The organism is Kocuria sp. HSID16901 (assembly GCF_003989425.1).
Lineage (GTDB): Bacteria > Actinomycetota > Actinomycetes > Actinomycetales > Micrococcaceae > Rothia > Rothia massiliensis.
The window spans coordinates 26,305-41,602 of record NZ_RBLM01000004.1; the positions used below are offsets into that span (position 1 = coordinate 26,305).

The window sequence follows — 15,298 nt, forward strand, 5'->3', positions numbered from 1 at the left end:
TGGTTACTCCAGGGTCGTGACGTAGAAACCGTAGGCAAAGCTCGCCACGGCCAAGATCCAGAGGACCGCTTGCGCGATCACACTGATCTTCTGTTTGCGGAAAGAAATGGCACCCCCGGCGAGGAAAGCACCGAAGGTCATGAGCAATAGCCCAGAGACGAGGGGACTCATCAGGAAGTTTCGTCCTTCCGGTCGTAACGTTCGGTCGTGAGATCGACGGGTTTTCCCGCTGACGCCAGCCGGCCCGTCCGAGGAAGGGTGCTCAACCAATTGCGCAACAGTCGTAATCCGGCCGACGACGATTTTTCCGGATGGAACTGCGTCGCAGCGAGCGGCCCATTCTCGACGGCGGCAATAAAGGGACCACCATGATGAGCCCACGTCACCTGCGGAGGCCTCATCTCTGCGATGGTCTGATCAAAGGACCAATCCTGAACACCATAGGAGTGGACGAAGTAAAATCGTTCGTCACCTATGCCCTCGAAAAGTCGAGATCCTTCGGGCGGGCTAACACTATTCCACCCCATGTGAGGGACGACCTCGGCCTGAAGTTTCTCGACGACGCCCGGCCATTCCCCTAGCCCCTCGGTGTTGATGCCGTGTTCCACACCGCGATCAAAGAAGACTTGAAGGCCGACGCAAATACCCAATACGGGTCGGCCTCCTGCGATGCGGCGTCCGATCATTCGTGGTGCTCCTACGGCATGGAGCGCCTCCATCACTGCCGAAAACGCGCCAACGCCAGGAACCACCAGACCATCGGCCCCGAGCACATCCTTCTCGGCCTTCGACAAGATGACGTCGGCTCCGGCGGCTTCCAAAGCCCGCACGGCAGACCTGACGTTCCCCGCGCCATAGTCGAGGACGGTGACGGTCGGACGGGAGTCTGTATCCGACTGTGGAGTCTGGGCAGATGTGTCCGCAACCATCAGAGCGCGCCCTTCGTCGAAGGAATACCGTCCACCCTCGGGTCCGGTTCGACGGCTTGGCGAAGGGCACGGGCGAAGGCCTTGAACTGGGCTTCAGCAATGTGGTGGGGATCGCGTCCACGCACGAGATCAACATGGACGCAGATACCTGCGTGATAGGCGATGGCTTCGAAGACGTGACGAACCATCGACCCCGTAAAGTGCCCACCGATGAGGTGAAAAGCGAACCCTTCAGGCTCACCCTCGTGCACGAGAAAGGGTCGCCCCGAGATATCCACCACGGCACGAGCCAGAGATTCATCCAAGGGGACCGAAGCCGCCCCAAATCGACGAATGCCTCGTTTATCCCCTAGAGCTTCGCGAAGGGCCTCTCCAAAAACGATCGCCGTATCCTCCACCGTGTGGTGAACATCGATGTGGGTATCCCCCGTGCACTTGACGTCCAGGTCGATCAATGAGTGCTTCGACAACGCCGTCAGCATGTGGCCATAGAAAGGAACGGATGTATCGATCGTGGACTGACCGGTGCCGTCCAGATCGATCCGTACCGAAACGGACGATTCACTCGTCTCACGAGTCAGCGAGGCCGTCCTCGACGATGCAGAGGTATTCATGGGTTTCTCCTGCTGGTGATTGCCGATCTTATGAATCCAAGACCAGGCCTACGACGATTAAGCGGGCGATACTTGGCCGTGAAGATGGCGTTCGAGGCTGTTCAGGAATGCCGTCGTTTCTTCTTCCGTTCCCGCGGTGACCCGCAAGTATCCGGGGATACCGACGTCGCGAATGAGTACGCCATCCGAGAGTAAATCTTCCCACAGTGCATGGCTGTCTGTGACTCCGCCGAAAAAGACGAAGTTTGAATCGGACGATGCTGGCTTCAGGCCCAAAGTCGTCAACGTCTCGACGATCCTGTCCCGCTGATGCTTGATGTCTTCAACGTTAGAGAGAAGCTGATCGCAATGGCGTAAGGCCGCCAACGCCGTCGCTTGAGTCACTCCGGAAAGGTGATACGGGAGGCGAACCAGCATGATGGCGTCCACGACGCTCGGATCCGCGGCGAAATACCCAAGGCGAGCACCTGCCAAAGCGAATGCTTTGCTCATCGTGCGCGACACAATCAGGCGTTGCCTTCCAGGCAATAGGGTTAGCGCAGTTTGCTCAGGGTCACGCGCAAATTCAGCGTAGGCCTCGTCGACGACGACAATCCCGTTGAATTCCGATGCGGCGTCGTACACCGCTGTGATGACGTCCTGGTCAAGCCCCGTGCCCGTGGGGTTATTGGGCGAGCAGAGGATCGTCACATTCGGTCGATGCTCAGCAACCTGGCGAGCCGCCGAGTCAGCAGATAAGGAAAAATCTTCGGCTCGATGACCGGCAATAAATTCCGTGCTCGTGCCGGAGGCCAACAGCGGGTACATCGAGTAGGTCGGCGTAAAACTCAAGACGCTTCGACCCGGGCCTCCGAAGACCTGAAGAATCTGTTGCAGAATCTCGTTTGACCCATTGGCGGCCCACAGATTTTCGACGGCGAGGCCATGCCCCAGGTATGCGGCAAGCTCTTCACGAAGCGCAACAAAGTCTCTATCCGGGTACCGATTTAGCCCTTGAGCCGCGAGACGCACTCCATCAACAATGGCGTCAACGACTTCATCCGGCATCGGATGAGTGTTTTCGTTGACGTTCAAGGCGTACGGAACCTCGATCATGGGCGCCCCATAGGGCGATCTGCCCCTGAGATCTTCTCGAAGCGGCAGACTATTCATGGCGTCCAATGATGTACTCACGATCCCATCTTAAGGACCTGTGTCTAGCGGTTCGAAATCACCGGCACGATGAGACGCTGTCCCGGGTTGAGATTTCCACTGGTCAGATCATTCAAATCATCGATCTGACTGATGATCTTTCGGGTGTCGCCACCCGGGTCAACCTCTGACGCAATCTCCCACAGCGTTTCCCCGCTCCCCACGACGACAGTTTCGGTACCACGACCTTCCGAGGACCCGCTGGCCGTGGCAGCCGCCGAGGCCAGGAAAAGCATGACAACGGCGGCCACACACAACGTCAGCGCGATGGTCGGAAGACCAATGAAGAGGAACCTTCCCCTGCGAGTGAGGGTCAGGTGACCACTGTTCGAACGGCGAGCGACTTCCGAGACAGTGGAGTGGTTCGTCAATTCCGCGGAACGCGGGGCGGCGAGTGCGGTACGCATCGAATGCTTCCTCCTGTAGATCGCGAGTGATCCAGATTCGAATATGTGTTCTAGTTCGTACATCTGTTCTACCAAATAATTCGAACACTGTCGACAAAAATAGAACACATGTTTGATTTGCCACCTCGACTGGCCTAGCCTGAGGGGTGACATGTCGGTTCGGCCGACGATCTTCGAATACCGGATCATTTATCCGTCATTCGTCGTCAGCGCCGGTCGTACTCCCAGTACACACAGGGGGACTGACAACTTAAGAACCCAGGGAAGGACGACCCGGTGGCCCCCCAGCTTCCTCAACAGGCCAAACCGCTCACACCGCGCCAGCGGAAGATCCTCGAGGCCATCTCTTCCTCGATCGCAACCCACGGCTATCCACCGTCCATGCGGGAAATTGGCGACCTCGTGGGACTGTCGAGTCTTTCGAGCGTGACCCACCAACTGACTCGACTTGAAACTCTGGGTCTCATCCGTCGAGACCCCAAGCGTCCCCGCGCCATCGAAGTTCTCTGCGATATGCCGCTCCCCCAGGACGGCATCCCGACATTTGGTGCGGGTTCGTCGAGTGACCAGGCGGAAGCGGACGTCGTCGAGCTCTTCCCCGCATCTGAGAATGAAGACACTGCACGTGTGCCGCTTGTGGGCAGCATCGCGGCTGGTGTGCCGATCACCGCGGAGCAGCACGTCGAAGACGTGATCCCTTTGCCGCGGCAACTGGTCGGCCAGGGCCAGCTCTTCATGCTGAAGGTCCGGGGCGATTCCATGGTTGAGGCAGCCATCTGCGACGGCGACTGGGTGGTCGTCCGACAGCAGAACACGGCCAATAACGGAGATATCGTGGCCGCGCTCTTGGATGAAGAAGCCACCGTCAAAACGTTCCGTCAGCGAGACGGGCATACCTGGCTCCTGCCCCAAAACCGCCAATACGAGCCGATCCTCGGTGATTATGCGACCATCATGGGCAAGGTTGTCTCGGTCCTTCGGTCGATCTAGCTTTTGGCATCGGTCAGCAAAGGCCCTCGGCACAGTGATGTGCCGAGGGCCTTGTGCTCTGGACGACGGAGAAGGTGATTCCGTGCGTCGTCGGCCTGCTTAGTCCGACGAGTGTTCCGCTAGCCTTCGCAAAGCCGCAGTCACCGTCGGCAGACGATCCGTGGTCCATAAGGGAGGCAGAGCCCCACGGAGAAATCCTCCGTAGCGCGCCGTCGCCAGACGAGAGTCCAAGACGGCGACGACGCCGCGATCCCCCTGGGACCGGATGAGGCGTCCGGCGCCTTGGGCCAGACGAATCGCGGCGTGATACGCCGAAACCGCCATGAAACCATTTCCCCCATTCGAGCTCACCGCGCGCGCCCGTGCCGAGGAGAGGGGATCATCGGGACGCGGGAAGGGGATGCGGTCGATCATCACCAATCGACAGGACGACCCTGGTACATCGACCCCTTGCCAGAGACTCATGGTTCCAAAGAGACATGCGTCCTCGTCTTCGGTGAATTCCTTCACGAGCCCTCGGAGCGAGGATTCCCCCTGAACCAACACGTGCACATCGGAGTTTTGACGCACGTACTCGGCCGCTTGTTCGGCACCGCGTTTGGAGGAAAACAGCCCTAATGCACCGCCTCCGGAAGCTTCCACCAGTTGGAGAATCCGTTCGAGCTGTTCTTCGGAAACTCCACGTGCAGGTTTGGGCAGGTCCGCGGCCATATACAGCATCCCCTGCTTGGGGTAGTCGAAAGGCGAACCGACATCGAGCCCTTCCCAGGACGGGGCCTTCTCCCCTTTGAGGCCCAAAGACCCCGCAACGGCGTCGAAAGATTGCCCGATCGAGAGCGTCGCGGAGGTGAGGACCACTGTTCTGTCCTCGAATAGCCCCTCTCGCAATCGGGAGGCCACAGACAAAGGAGCCACATGTATCGTCGCCGGGTCCGTATCCGCCGCTGCGACGTACCCACGCCCAGGCTCCCATCCCCCCACTCGGCTAAGCCACACGACTTCAAAGACACCGTCCGCCCCGAGAGTACGCTCGGCGAGCTCGAGAATTTCCGTCAACCGTGCACGGGCCATTTGACGTCCGGCGTCGGAATCCTTGGCTTCTGGCTTGGTGTCAGACAAGGCCGCCCTAGCCGCATCCCGGGTGAGTTCCATGGCCCGTTGGAGATCTGGGGTGAGCCCCTGAGGCATGAGTTCGGCAGGTTTGCCAGTGCACGCGGCGTCAAGGGCCTCCGCGGCAGACTGAAGGGGCTCAAAGGCTGCAGAAGTATTTTTCCGGACCGCGCGAGCAGCCGAACGCACCATGACCGGAGATATTGCCCCCGTCACGGCCCCGGTCACCCGGTCCACGAGTTCGTGGGCTTCATCGACGATCACGGTGTCGTGCTCCGGCAAGACCCCAATCCCCTCGAAGGCGTTGATCGCCAACAACGCGTGATTGGTAATGATGACATCGGCCTCGCCCGCTTTGTGGCGAGCGAGCTCCGAGAAGCATTCCTCGACCAACGGACATTTTCGGCCAAGACATTCCGAAGCCGTCACGGAAACCTGCCGCCAGGCCTTGTCCGAAACACCCGGAAGAAGCTCGTCGCGGTCACCGGTATCAGAGGATTCCGCCCATGACCTCAACCTCACGACCTCTTCCGCAAGACTCGAACCGGCCTGGTCCGGATGCCCCGAAGCCTTCGCGCCCTCGGAGTTCAGCGAGAAGAGGGCGTTCGGGTCTTCTTCGTCCGGATAACCACCTTCCAATTTGTGAAGACACACGTAGTTATTGCGCCCCTTCAACAACGCAACATCCACGGGGCGTTCCAGTTGGTCGTCCAGTGTTTCGAGTAAGCGAGGTAGGTCCCGATTGACGATTTGCGACTGCAACGCGAGCGTCGCCGTCGCAACAACGATGGGAGACTCCGACTCGATGGAGTGACGAATGGCCGGCACCAAATAGGCAAGCGATTTACCCGTCCCCGTACCTGCCTGAACCAGCAGATGACGCTGCGTCTCCAGCGCTTGAGCCACGTGCGCGGCCATGTTCCGCTGGCCGTCTCGGCGTTGCCCGCCCGTGCGTTCAACGGCCACGTCGAGCAATTCGAGGGTGTCCTTGGCACCGGGCAAGGTTTCGGGTTCGCTGCCTTGTGGCGCGACGATATTCTCACGGTTCACCGAGTCCACGCCCCTACTCGGATGCGACAACGAAGTCGTGAAGCTCCGCGGCCATATCCGCACGCACGAGGACCGTGAGCCGTGTGCCATTCTCGTGGAACTCGGTCTCGAGGATCTCGGCGTCCCACGAGTGAAGGCGTGAAACTACTTCGCCATGGGTATAGGGCACGAGAAGTTCCATCCGCACGTCCGGCCGCGGGATACTCTCCGAGATGAGTTGCTTGAGTTCTTCGATGCCCTCCCCAGTTCGCGCAGAGACCACGGCGTGTTGCGGTTCACGCTGACGGAGACGTTCGACGACGAAGGGGTCGGCGGCATCGGCCTTATTCAGAACGATGATCTCCGGTACGTCATGGGCGTCGACATCCGCCAACACTTCACGGACGGCACGGATCTGTCCCTCCGGCTCGGGGTGCGAGACATCCACGACGTGCAGTAAGACGTCGGCGTCCGCGACTTCTTCCAAAGTGGACCGAAAGGCCTCGACAAGCTGAGTCGGCAATGACCGCACAAAACCCACGGTGTCCGAGAGCGTATAGCCGATTCCGTCGGGTGTCTCGGCCTTGCGGACGGTCGGATCCAACGTTGCGAACAGGGCGTTCTCTACGAGAACCCCTGCATCGGTCAGCCGATTCAGCAGTGACGATTTGCCGGCGTTGGTGTATCCCGCAATGGCGACCGAGGGGACATGATTCCGACGCCTGTTCAACCGTTTCGTTTCTCGAGCCGGCTTCATGGCGGCAATTTCACGGCGAAGCTTGGCCATCCGGCCACGAATGCGGCGTCGGTCCAGCTCGATCTTGGTTTCACCGGGACCGCGGGAACCGATACCCTCGCCGCCAGCGGCACGACCACCGGCCTGACGGGACATGGAATCGCCCCAACCGCGGAGCCTGGGTAACAGGTATTCGAACTGCGCAAGCTCCACCTGAGCCTTGCCCTCGCGAGACTTCGCATGCTGGGCAAAAATGTCCAGGATGAGCGCGGTGCGGTCGATGACCTTGACCTTGACGATGTCCTCCAGTCCGCGCCTCTGCGAGGGTGCCAACTCGGAATCGACGATCACGGTGTCGGCTCCCGTCGATTTCACGATCTCTTGGAGCTCTTGGGCCTTCCCGGAACCGAGGAAGGTACCCGGATCAGGCTTGAGGCGCCGCTGCACGAGCCCGTCCAGCACCTCGGAACCAGCAGTTTCTGCAAGGGCCGCAAGCTCTCGAAGGGAATCTTCGGCTTCTCGTTGGGTTCCCTCCGACCAAATACCCGCGAGGACCACCCGTTCAAGGCGAAGCTGGCGGTACTCGACTTCGGTCACGTCTTCGAGCTCGGTCGAGAGTCCCTGGACTCGTCGCAAGGCCCGACGTTCGTCAAGTTCTTGTTGGTCCCCGTCGGCCTCGGTGTGACGTGTGCCTTCTTCGGCCAGTTCGGGCGCTTTATGCGCGAGGATCGAGGAATCACGTTCCTCGTCGGACGAGATACGCCCGAGGACTCGATCCACCGATGCCCTCAGCCGAGCATCACTCGGCGTGGAATCGCCGGAGTTGAGGTGGGATGATCCTGAGGTGTTGTCTTGGGGCATAATGCCTTTCTTGAGAACGTAGCGGATTCTGCCCGCCACGGTAGTATTCGGTAATTCTATCGGGAACGTTGAGCGATTGGGGCTCGGCGGGACGGTTGTGGATGAACGCTCGTCCGCATCCGATCTGCGGAAACGCAAAGCCACCCCATGCCGTAAAATCGGGCAACATGGCCGAGCACTACTTTTCATCCCACGATGGGGAAACCACCCGCACAATCCCCCTGAAGGTCGAGCTCGACGGCGTCGGCAGAGATTTGGTGACCGCTCCAGGTGTCTTCAGCCCGAAAGGCCTCGACAAAGGAACGGCCGTCCTTCTCAAAGAAGTCCCTGAACCTCAGGGAAATTCCCTCCTGGATATCGGTTGCGGTTGGGGCCCCATCACGCTGAGCCTGGCCCTCCGACGCCCGACCGCCAAGGTGCTCGGTATCGATGTCAACCAGCGAAGCCTCGACCTGACGCGGAGAAACGCCGAGTTGTTAGGCCTGACCAATGTTTCGGTCGGCCTCCCTGAAGACATCGCTCCGGACCAGCGATTCGACACGATCTGGTCCAACCCACCCATCCGGGTCGGAAAGGATGTTCTCCACGACATCCTTCTCACGTGGTTACCTCGGCTATCCCCGGGAGGACACGCGTACCTCGTCGTCCAAAAGAATCTTGGAGCCGACTCATTGATGCCTTGGATGAGCCAACATCTCGACGATTCCTTTGCGGTAACACGGTATGCGACCTCCAAAGGATTCAGGATCCTCCACGTCGAACGCGACCGCTGACCGCGTCAGAGACGAGAAGCCAACCCATCGTCACATCAGGACGACCCGACCCACGAGAGTCGCCGGGCCGGAGAGCACAATGTGTTCGAGGTCGTCCGGGCCCAGAACGAAGGTCGCCCCCAGAGAACCCCCGGGCACATCGATGATCCATTCATCCGGTGCATCCTCTCCCGCCCAGAAACGTGTGGCGGCCGCGGCAGCGCATGCTCCGGTACCGCAGGACTGTGTCTCCCCCGACCCGCGTTCATGGACGCGCATCGCGATGCGACCAATGGTTTCGCTTTCATCGGAATCGAGGGGAACCACGAACTCAACGTTTGTTCCGCCGTCGGGGTGGGGTCTGACCGTCGGGGCACTTTCCAGTCCGAGCTTTTCGAGCTTTTCTTCCCCCGCCAGAGCAACCACGGTGTGTGGGTTACCCATGGTGATTGAGAGCCCGGGTCGCGGCGTCTTGAGTCCACGAGCGGTCACGAGGGCGTCAGATCCGGAAGAACGAGCCTCTTCGCCGTCGATGAATCCCCAAGCTCCCATGTCGACGGCATATCCCGAGGCCACACGGGCCACCGTCTTGGCCCCATCTCGGGTACCGATGGTGAGGGACTGCCCTTCCTCCAGACTCACGAGGCCCTCGTGGCTCAAATAGTGAACGAAGGCGCGGACGCCGTTTCCACACATTTCCGACAGCGAGCCATCGCTATTTCGGTAGTCCATGAACCACTCGGCGCTCGAGTGTGATTCCACGACGGAACGGCCCTCAGCCAGATGTTCGCTGCGTATGGCTCGGATAAACCCGTCCGCACCGATTCCCTGATGCCTGTCGCATACGGCGGCCACCAACTCCGCGTCGAGAGCCAAGTTCCCTTCCGGGTCCGTCACGATCACGAAATCGTTACCGGTGCCGTGGGCCTTCGTCAGCTCGACGCCGGCCAACTCGCCCCAAGGGGAAGCCGATTGGCCCTCAGGCTTGGCTTCATCAGCGGAGCGCGAGGTTGCGGCGTCGTCTTGGGCAACGTCGTGGCGTGGGGTTTCAAGGCGATGAGAAGTCACCCGATTATGTTAGCCCTCGGTTGCCGTGCGGAACAGTTCGACGGCCGCGTTCACGTTCTCGGCGAAAGGGTCCGTAAAATCCAACCAGTTAATCCGTGGATCGGCCCGGAACCAGGTGATCTGGCGTCGGGCAAATTGGCGCGTCGCGACGATGGTCTCTTCCGCGGCTTCCGATACATCCGATTCGCCGTCGAGCACCCTCAAAAATTGACCGTAACCGAGAGCTTTCGACGCCGTCTTTCCCTCACGCAGCCCTACCTGGTCCAGTCTTTTGACCTCGTCCAGCAGCCCTTGATCCACCATCGTGTGCACGCGCCGGGCCAACCGCTCGTGAAGTAGGTGGCGGTCACCGTCCAGACCGATTTGCAGCGCCGGACGTGCGTACTCGCGCCGTGGCATGAAAGACGAGAAAGGGCGGCCCGTGACCTCGTGGACTTCCAATGCACGAACCAGACGACGGTCATCTTTGACCCGGGCGGCAGATTCTGGATCGACGGCTTTCAGACGATCCATGAGGGGACCTCGTCCCCGCGCGGTGAGCTCGTCTTCCAGGCGATGCCGAACCTGCGGATCGGTCCCAGGAAATTCCAAGACGTCCAAAGCGGCCCTCACATAGAGCCCGGAGCCGCCCACCACAATGGGCACCTTGCCCCGAGAAATAATGTCGCCGAAGAGCTGGCGTGCCATCGTTTGAAAGTCCGCGACCGAAGCCTCGTCTCGTACCTCAAGGATGTCGAGAAGATGATGGGGAATGCCCTCTCGCTCGGGGAGCGGCAGTTTCGCGGTGCCGATGTCCATGCCCCGATAGAACTGCATCGAATCGGCATTTACTACTTCTCCGCCGATCTCATGCGCCACGGCAACCGCAAGGTCAGACTTACCCGTGCCGGTCGGGCCCACCACGGCGAGAACCGGTACGTCGGGCGTCATGGGTGACGAGCCGAGCTTCTCCCCCGTGGGGCGCTCTTGTTCCTGATCATCACTCATCAGCCCCACGGCCTCAGAGCCCGTTGGGCAGGGAGAGGGAGCCTCGTCGCGGAATGGTCGGCATCCCGAGATTCGTAGTGCCGGGCTTGCTCTCACCCACGCCGCATGAATCCGCCTGGGAGCGGTCCCACGCGTCACCGGCCCGGGAGCGACGCACGGAGTATTCCTCGGAGGACGACGACACCGGGTCAGAAATCAGATGGAACGGAGCCGTCTCCGTAATGGTGAGTGTGACGAGGTCACCCGGGCGCGGCGTCTCCCCGCCTTCCGGGACGGAGAAATGCACGAGACGTTGATCCTGCGTTCGGCCGGACAAGCGGTGCGTGGCCGCACTCTTGCGACCCGACTCGGCCGAGACCATCACCTCGACTCGACGACCGAGTTGCGCGGCGTTCTCTTCGGCGCTGATGCGGTCCTGCAGAGCGGTGAGTCGTTCGTAACGCTCCTGCACCACGTCCTTCGGCACCTGGTTTTCCATCTCACCGGCCGGAGTTCCCGGCCTGATCGAATACTGGAAGGTGAAGGCGGTGGTAAAACGGGATTTTTCGACGACGTCCAGAGTTGCTTGAAAGTCTTCTTCGGTCTCCCCGGGGAAGCCCACGATGATGTCGGTCGTAATCGCAGCGTGCGGAATCTTTTCCCGCACCTGGTCGAGGATGCGCAAGAACTTCTTGGAGCGGTACGACCTGCGCATCGATTTAAGGACTGCGTCGGATCCTGATTGCAGCGGCATGTGCAACACCGGCATGACGTTCGGGGTTTCGGCCATCGCGTCGATGACGTCCTCGGTAAACGCCGCAGGGTGAGGGCTGGTGAAACGAACCCGTTCGAGGCCTTCGATCTCACCGCAGGCTCGCAGCAGTTTGGAGAATGCCTGTCGATCTCCAAATTCCACGCCGTAGGAATTGACGTTCTGACCCAGCAAAGTGACCTCGATGGCGCCGTCGTCCACAAGGGCCTGGACCTCGGCCAGGATGTCGCCGGGGCGCCGGTCTTTTTCCTTGCCTCGGAGCGAGGGGACGATGCAGAACGTGCAGGTGTTATTACACCCGACGGAAATGGAGACCCAGCCCGAGTACACCGAATCTCGCTTGGTCGGCAGAGTGGACGGAAAGACCTCAAGAGACTCAAGCAGTTCGGTCGCGGCCTCCTCATTGTGCCGTGAACGCTCGAGCAAAGTGGGAAGCGAACCAATGTTGTGCGTACCAAAGACGACGTCGACCCACGGGGCCTTTTCGACGATCGTGTCCTGATCCTTCTGTGCCAGACACCCGCCGACGGCGATTTGCATACCTTCGTTGGCACGCTTGGTGGGCGCCAGTTGGCCTAGGTTGCCGTACAGCTTGTTGTCGGCATTTTCCCGCACGGCGCACGTATTAAAGACGACGAGATCGGGCGTTCCTCCGTCATTTGGAATGTATCCCGCAGATTCCAGCAGACCCGAGATACGCTCCGAGTCGTGAACGTTCATCTGGCACCCGAAGGTTCTCACTTCATAGGTACGGTGTTCGCCGGTCCGCCCATCGATACCCGGCATGGGTTGACGGACGTCCGGTGTTTGGCTGCGAGATTCGGATGCTAAGACGGTCACCGGTCCAGCGTACAAGAATCCGGAAAGCCCGTGGCCCCCAGTTGAGCTCCGTCACCATCGGCACGTACATGCCCCGTGGAGTGAAAACTGGGTCGAGGCACGTAGGCTGACCTTGTGCCGAACATCCCGCATACCCGTTTCTCCACCGATAGGGAGCCTTGGCGATTCGAGGATTCCGCGAGTCTGACCGCTGCCTTTTCGGCTCGAGCACGTGAACCGATGCGTCGCGCATGGGAGCTCGCCTCACACATATTGGGCGGCGCCCCTATGGAAGTGGAGGTGCTCGCCGAATCCTTCCGGGCTATCGTCCTTCGATGTAGGACTCGGGAATCCAGCGTGGTGGCGAAACACTTTCGACGGCGCGACTCTGCCACGAACGCCAGTGGATTTGGTTTCCTTCGGGCCCGCCACGGTGCAGAGGTTTTACCGCACGTAGCTCGGTTGCTGGCCGTCGACGAGGTGGCGAGGATGCTCATCTTCGAAGACGTCGGTTCCGGAGATCCTGTGACGAAGGGGCCACTATCTTTTCGATCGTGGCTCCATTCCTGGCCCACTTTGTGTCGTAACGCTGACTCGACTTTGGGCCGGGCATTCCGAAACTCCATTGCGGCCTCCGACCCTGAATCGGCGCGTCGCGGGACCTCTGGAGCGCTTCCGTCTCTAGGACTACTCCGACGACGTGGAATCCCCGAGTCGGAGATCCGCCGATTGATCGAGCCTGAACGATCGGTCCTATGGTGCGGGGACATGAATCCCAGCAACTTTGTTCGGCATAGGGAACGCGGCGTCCTCCAGATAGATACCGAAGGGACCGGCTATTGCGACCCCGCACTTCTCGTCGCGGAGGTGCGGGGACGGTTGCCCTCAGCCCTGAATCGAGACCGCTTTCTCGGCCTTCTCACACCCCAGGAATGGGATGAGGCTGCCGACCACTTAGCCGGTCATTGGCACGTGACCAGCCGTGACGAAGAGATTGCCCGACGATGTCTTGACGCAATTTCTCACGAGCTACGCTGATCTTTCCCTCAAGGCTTCAACCTATGGAAGCTCCTCGTAGGCTTCGTGCTCTAGGCCCTCGGGAAAAGCATTGAATTCATCCTGACCCGATGCAGCCCGATCAAGCTCAGCCTTGGCGACCTCGAAGGACAAACCCGGCGCGTACCCTCGCCGAGACAACATCGAAGCGAGCCTCCGAAGCTCCTTCTCTCGCGCCGTCCTATCCGTCAGATCGACAGAGGACTTGAGCTTCTTTCGCACCAATTCACTCGCGTCGGTGCGTTCGTCCTCGTCTGTACGTTGAGCGAGAGCGGCTTCAGCGACTTCGCCTGTGACACCCTTATTCGCCAACTCCCGGCGCAATGCTGGTTTGGCGAGTTTCCGGCTCATCGCGCGACTTCGAACGAACATCTCGGCAAATTGCTGGTCATCAACCAAACCGAGGTCTTCGTATTTGTCCAGAATCTCGGAGATGGTCGACTCGCCGATTTCTTTGCTGCGCAACTTTTCTTCCAGCTGGCTTCGGCTCCGGGCCGAAGCAGTCAACTGACGAAGAACTATTTCTTTGGCCCGATCGTATTCACTCGTCGGTGGCGTTTTCCGCGCCGGCTCACTCGACGAGCCTGCATGATCAGACCCGTCTTCACCTGATTGGGCTGAGCCGGGTGAAGCCGCCGAAGCCTCTTGGACCGCGTGGTCCCCAGAGGCTTGTTCCGCAGCACCTAAGAATCGGCCGTCCGACGACGGTCGACCTCCGAGACTACTTCCCTGACGGCGACGGCCGGAACCGTAGCGGTTCCGGCCGTCACCGCGTCCTGAGGTAATAGGCACTAGAAGTTCTCGGGAAGAGCATCCAGCGGATCGTCGCTGAGCTCACCGGCTTCGGCGGTCACCACAGGCTGCTCGTCCTCGGCCGATTCCGGTTCAGTGTCGACAATCCCCGCCTTGATGAGGGTCTTCTGTTGGATCTCCTCGGCCAATTCGGGGTTGTCCTTGAGGAACCGCCGGGCGTTCTCTTTGCCCTGCCCCAGCTGGTCGCCTTCGTAGGTGAACCACGCGCCAGACTTCTTGACGATATTGTGCTCCACCGCCATGTCGATGATTCCGCCTTCAATGGAGATGCCTTCGCCATACAGGATGTCGAATTCCGCAATCTTGAACGGCGGCGCCATCTTATTCTTGACGATTTTGGCCTTGGTCCGGGAGCCGATGGGGTTGGCGCCGTCTTTCAAGGTCTCGATCCGTCGAATATCGATTCGTACGGATGCATAGAATTTGAGCGCCTTACCACCGGTGGTGGTCTCAGGGCTACCGAAGAACACGCCGATCTTCTCGCGAAGCTGGTTGATGAAGATCGCGGTGGTGTTGGTCTGAGACAAACGCCCCGTAATTTTACGGAGGGCCTGCGACATCAGTCGCGCCTGCAAACCCACATGGGAGTCACCCATTTCGCCCTCAATTTCGGCGCGGGGCGTCAGCGCGGCCACCGAGTCCACCACGATGATGTCGACGGATCCGGATCCGACCAACATGTCCATGATTTCCAGAGCCTGTTCACCGGTGTCGGGCTGTGACACCAGAAGATTGTCCGTGTCGACGCCCAGCTTCTCAGCGTATACCGGGTCGAGCGCATGCTCAGCGTCGATGAACGCCGCGATTCCGCCATTCTTCTGGCAGTTGGCCACAGCATGGAGGGCCAAGGTCGTCTTACCGGAGGATTCCGGCCCGTAGATTTCGACGACGCGACCGCGCGGAAGTCCTCCAACGCCGAGAGCGACGTCCAGAGAGAGGGCACCAGTGGAGACCGTTTCCGTCTTCACGGCTTCGCGGTCGCCCAGCCGCATCACGGATCCCTTGCCGTAGTTCTTATCGATTTGCGCCAGAACGGTGTCCAGCGCTTTTTCCCGATCCGATCCTGTCGCGCGGGAAACGGACTGAGTGTTTCGCGATTTGGCAGCCATGGTTACCTCATTTCCGGAGGCTCGCCCGGAGGCGAGACCTGATGTCGTGCGTTTCAGTACCTACGCTAACGGCGGG

General features: G+C 60.1%; 14 protein-coding genes and 2 pseudogenes. 4 read left to right on the forward strand and 12 right to left on the reverse strand.

The features are described 5' to 3' along the window. Positions 1-3: 3 nt before the first annotated feature. A complete protein-coding gene (locus tag D8M21_RS11360; RefSeq protein WP_173834725.1) occupies positions 4-171 on the reverse strand; it encodes a hypothetical protein in 168 nt (55 codons plus the stop codon). Further along, positions 171-860 (reverse strand): annotated as a pseudogene (gene hisH / locus D8M21_RS06725) (imidazole glycerol phosphate synthase subunit HisH); the annotation flags it as partial. The gene D8M21_RS11360 and the pseudogene hisH, both read right to left, overlap by 1 nt. Between hisH and D8M21_RS11625 the strand changes: the two are divergent. Then, positions 759-1,085, forward strand: a complete 327-nt coding sequence (locus tag D8M21_RS11625) for a hypothetical protein (RefSeq protein ID WP_446720495.1) — start codon at positions 759-761, stop codon at positions 1,083-1,085. The pseudogene hisH and the gene D8M21_RS11625 overlap by 102 nt on opposite strands. On the opposite strand, the pseudogene hisB reads toward D8M21_RS11625, so the two are convergent. The 3 genes and pseudogenes from hisB to D8M21_RS06740 form a co-directional block, all read right to left on the reverse strand. After that, positions 992-1,543 (reverse strand): annotated as a pseudogene (hisB, locus tag D8M21_RS06730) (imidazoleglycerol-phosphate dehydratase HisB); the annotation flags it as partial. The gene D8M21_RS11625 and the pseudogene hisB overlap by 94 nt on opposite strands. A gap of 57 nt (positions 1,544-1,600) precedes the next feature. Beyond that, a complete protein-coding gene (locus D8M21_RS06735) occupies positions 1,601-2,716 on the reverse strand; it encodes a histidinol-phosphate transaminase (RefSeq protein WP_048679118.1) in 1,116 nt (371 codons plus the stop codon). 23 nt (positions 2,717-2,739) lie between these two features. Next, positions 2,740-3,141 carry a LysM peptidoglycan-binding domain-containing protein gene (locus D8M21_RS06740; RefSeq protein ID WP_048679120.1) on the reverse strand — a complete coding sequence of 134 codons (402 nt, stop codon included), beginning with the start codon at positions 3,139-3,141 and terminating at the stop codon, positions 2,740-2,742. 276 nt (positions 3,142-3,417) lie between these two features. Here D8M21_RS06740 and lexA point away from each other — a divergent pair, with 276 nt between their 5' ends. Further along, complete coding sequence (gene lexA / locus D8M21_RS06745; RefSeq protein WP_085528582.1) at positions 3,418-4,131, forward strand: transcriptional repressor LexA; 714 nt, start codon at positions 3,418-3,420, stop codon at positions 4,129-4,131. Between the two features lie 99 nt (positions 4,132-4,230). Here the strand turns inward: lexA and D8M21_RS06750 are convergent, their stop codons facing one another. Together D8M21_RS06750 and hflX are read right to left on the reverse strand one after the other, a co-directional pair. Beyond that, entirely contained in the window at positions 4,231-6,381 is a 2,151-nt protein-coding gene (locus D8M21_RS06750; RefSeq protein WP_082156654.1) for an ATP-dependent DNA helicase, read from the reverse strand. Next, positions 6,305-7,867: a GTPase HflX gene (gene hflX / locus D8M21_RS06755; RefSeq protein WP_126855777.1), complete on the reverse strand. Its 1,563-nt coding sequence runs from the start codon at positions 7,865-7,867 to the stop codon at positions 6,305-6,307. Before hflX ends, D8M21_RS06750 begins: the two co-directional genes overlap by 77 nt. Positions 7,868-8,034: 167 nt before the next feature. Between hflX and D8M21_RS06760 the strand changes: the two genes are divergently transcribed. Beyond that, a complete protein-coding gene (locus D8M21_RS06760) occupies positions 8,035-8,640 on the forward strand; it encodes a class I SAM-dependent methyltransferase (RefSeq protein ID WP_048679129.1) in 606 nt (201 codons plus the stop codon). Positions 8,641-8,670: 30 nt separating this feature from the next. Here D8M21_RS06760 and dapF read toward each other — a convergent pair whose 3' ends face one another. From dapF to miaB, 3 genes are all read right to left on the reverse strand, one after another. Next, positions 8,671-9,570, reverse strand: coding sequence for a diaminopimelate epimerase (dapF, locus tag D8M21_RS06765; protein ID WP_048679930.1), 900 nt, complete (start codon positions 9,568-9,570; stop codon positions 8,671-8,673). 126 nt (positions 9,571-9,696) lie between these two features. Next, positions 9,697-10,617, reverse strand: coding sequence for a tRNA (adenosine(37)-N6)-dimethylallyltransferase MiaA (gene miaA, locus D8M21_RS06770; RefSeq protein ID WP_048679933.1), 921 nt, complete (start codon positions 10,615-10,617; stop codon positions 9,697-9,699). A 70-nt stretch (positions 10,618-10,687) separates the two neighbouring features. Next, positions 10,688-12,211, reverse strand: a complete 1,524-nt coding sequence (gene miaB, locus D8M21_RS06775; protein ID WP_048679132.1) for a tRNA (N6-isopentenyl adenosine(37)-C2)-methylthiotransferase MiaB — start codon at positions 12,209-12,211, stop codon at positions 10,688-10,690. 801 nt (positions 12,212-13,012) lie between these two features. Between miaB and D8M21_RS06780 the strand changes: the two genes are divergently transcribed. Next, entirely contained in the window at positions 13,013-13,282 is a 270-nt protein-coding gene (locus D8M21_RS06780; RefSeq protein WP_126855750.1) for a hypothetical protein, read from the forward strand. Between the two features lie 21 nt (positions 13,283-13,303). Here D8M21_RS06780 and D8M21_RS06785 read toward each other — a convergent pair whose 3' ends face one another. Together D8M21_RS06785 and recA are read right to left on the reverse strand one after the other, a co-directional pair. Next, positions 13,304-14,092, reverse strand: a complete 789-nt coding sequence (locus tag D8M21_RS06785) for a regulatory protein RecX (protein WP_126855751.1) — start codon at positions 14,090-14,092, stop codon at positions 13,304-13,306. Further along, positions 14,092-15,222: a recombinase RecA gene (recA, locus tag D8M21_RS06790; protein ID WP_048679138.1), complete on the reverse strand. Its 1,131-nt coding sequence runs from the start codon at positions 15,220-15,222 to the stop codon at positions 14,092-14,094. Before recA ends, D8M21_RS06785 begins: the two co-directional genes overlap by 1 nt. Positions 15,223-15,298: the final 76 nt, after the last annotated feature.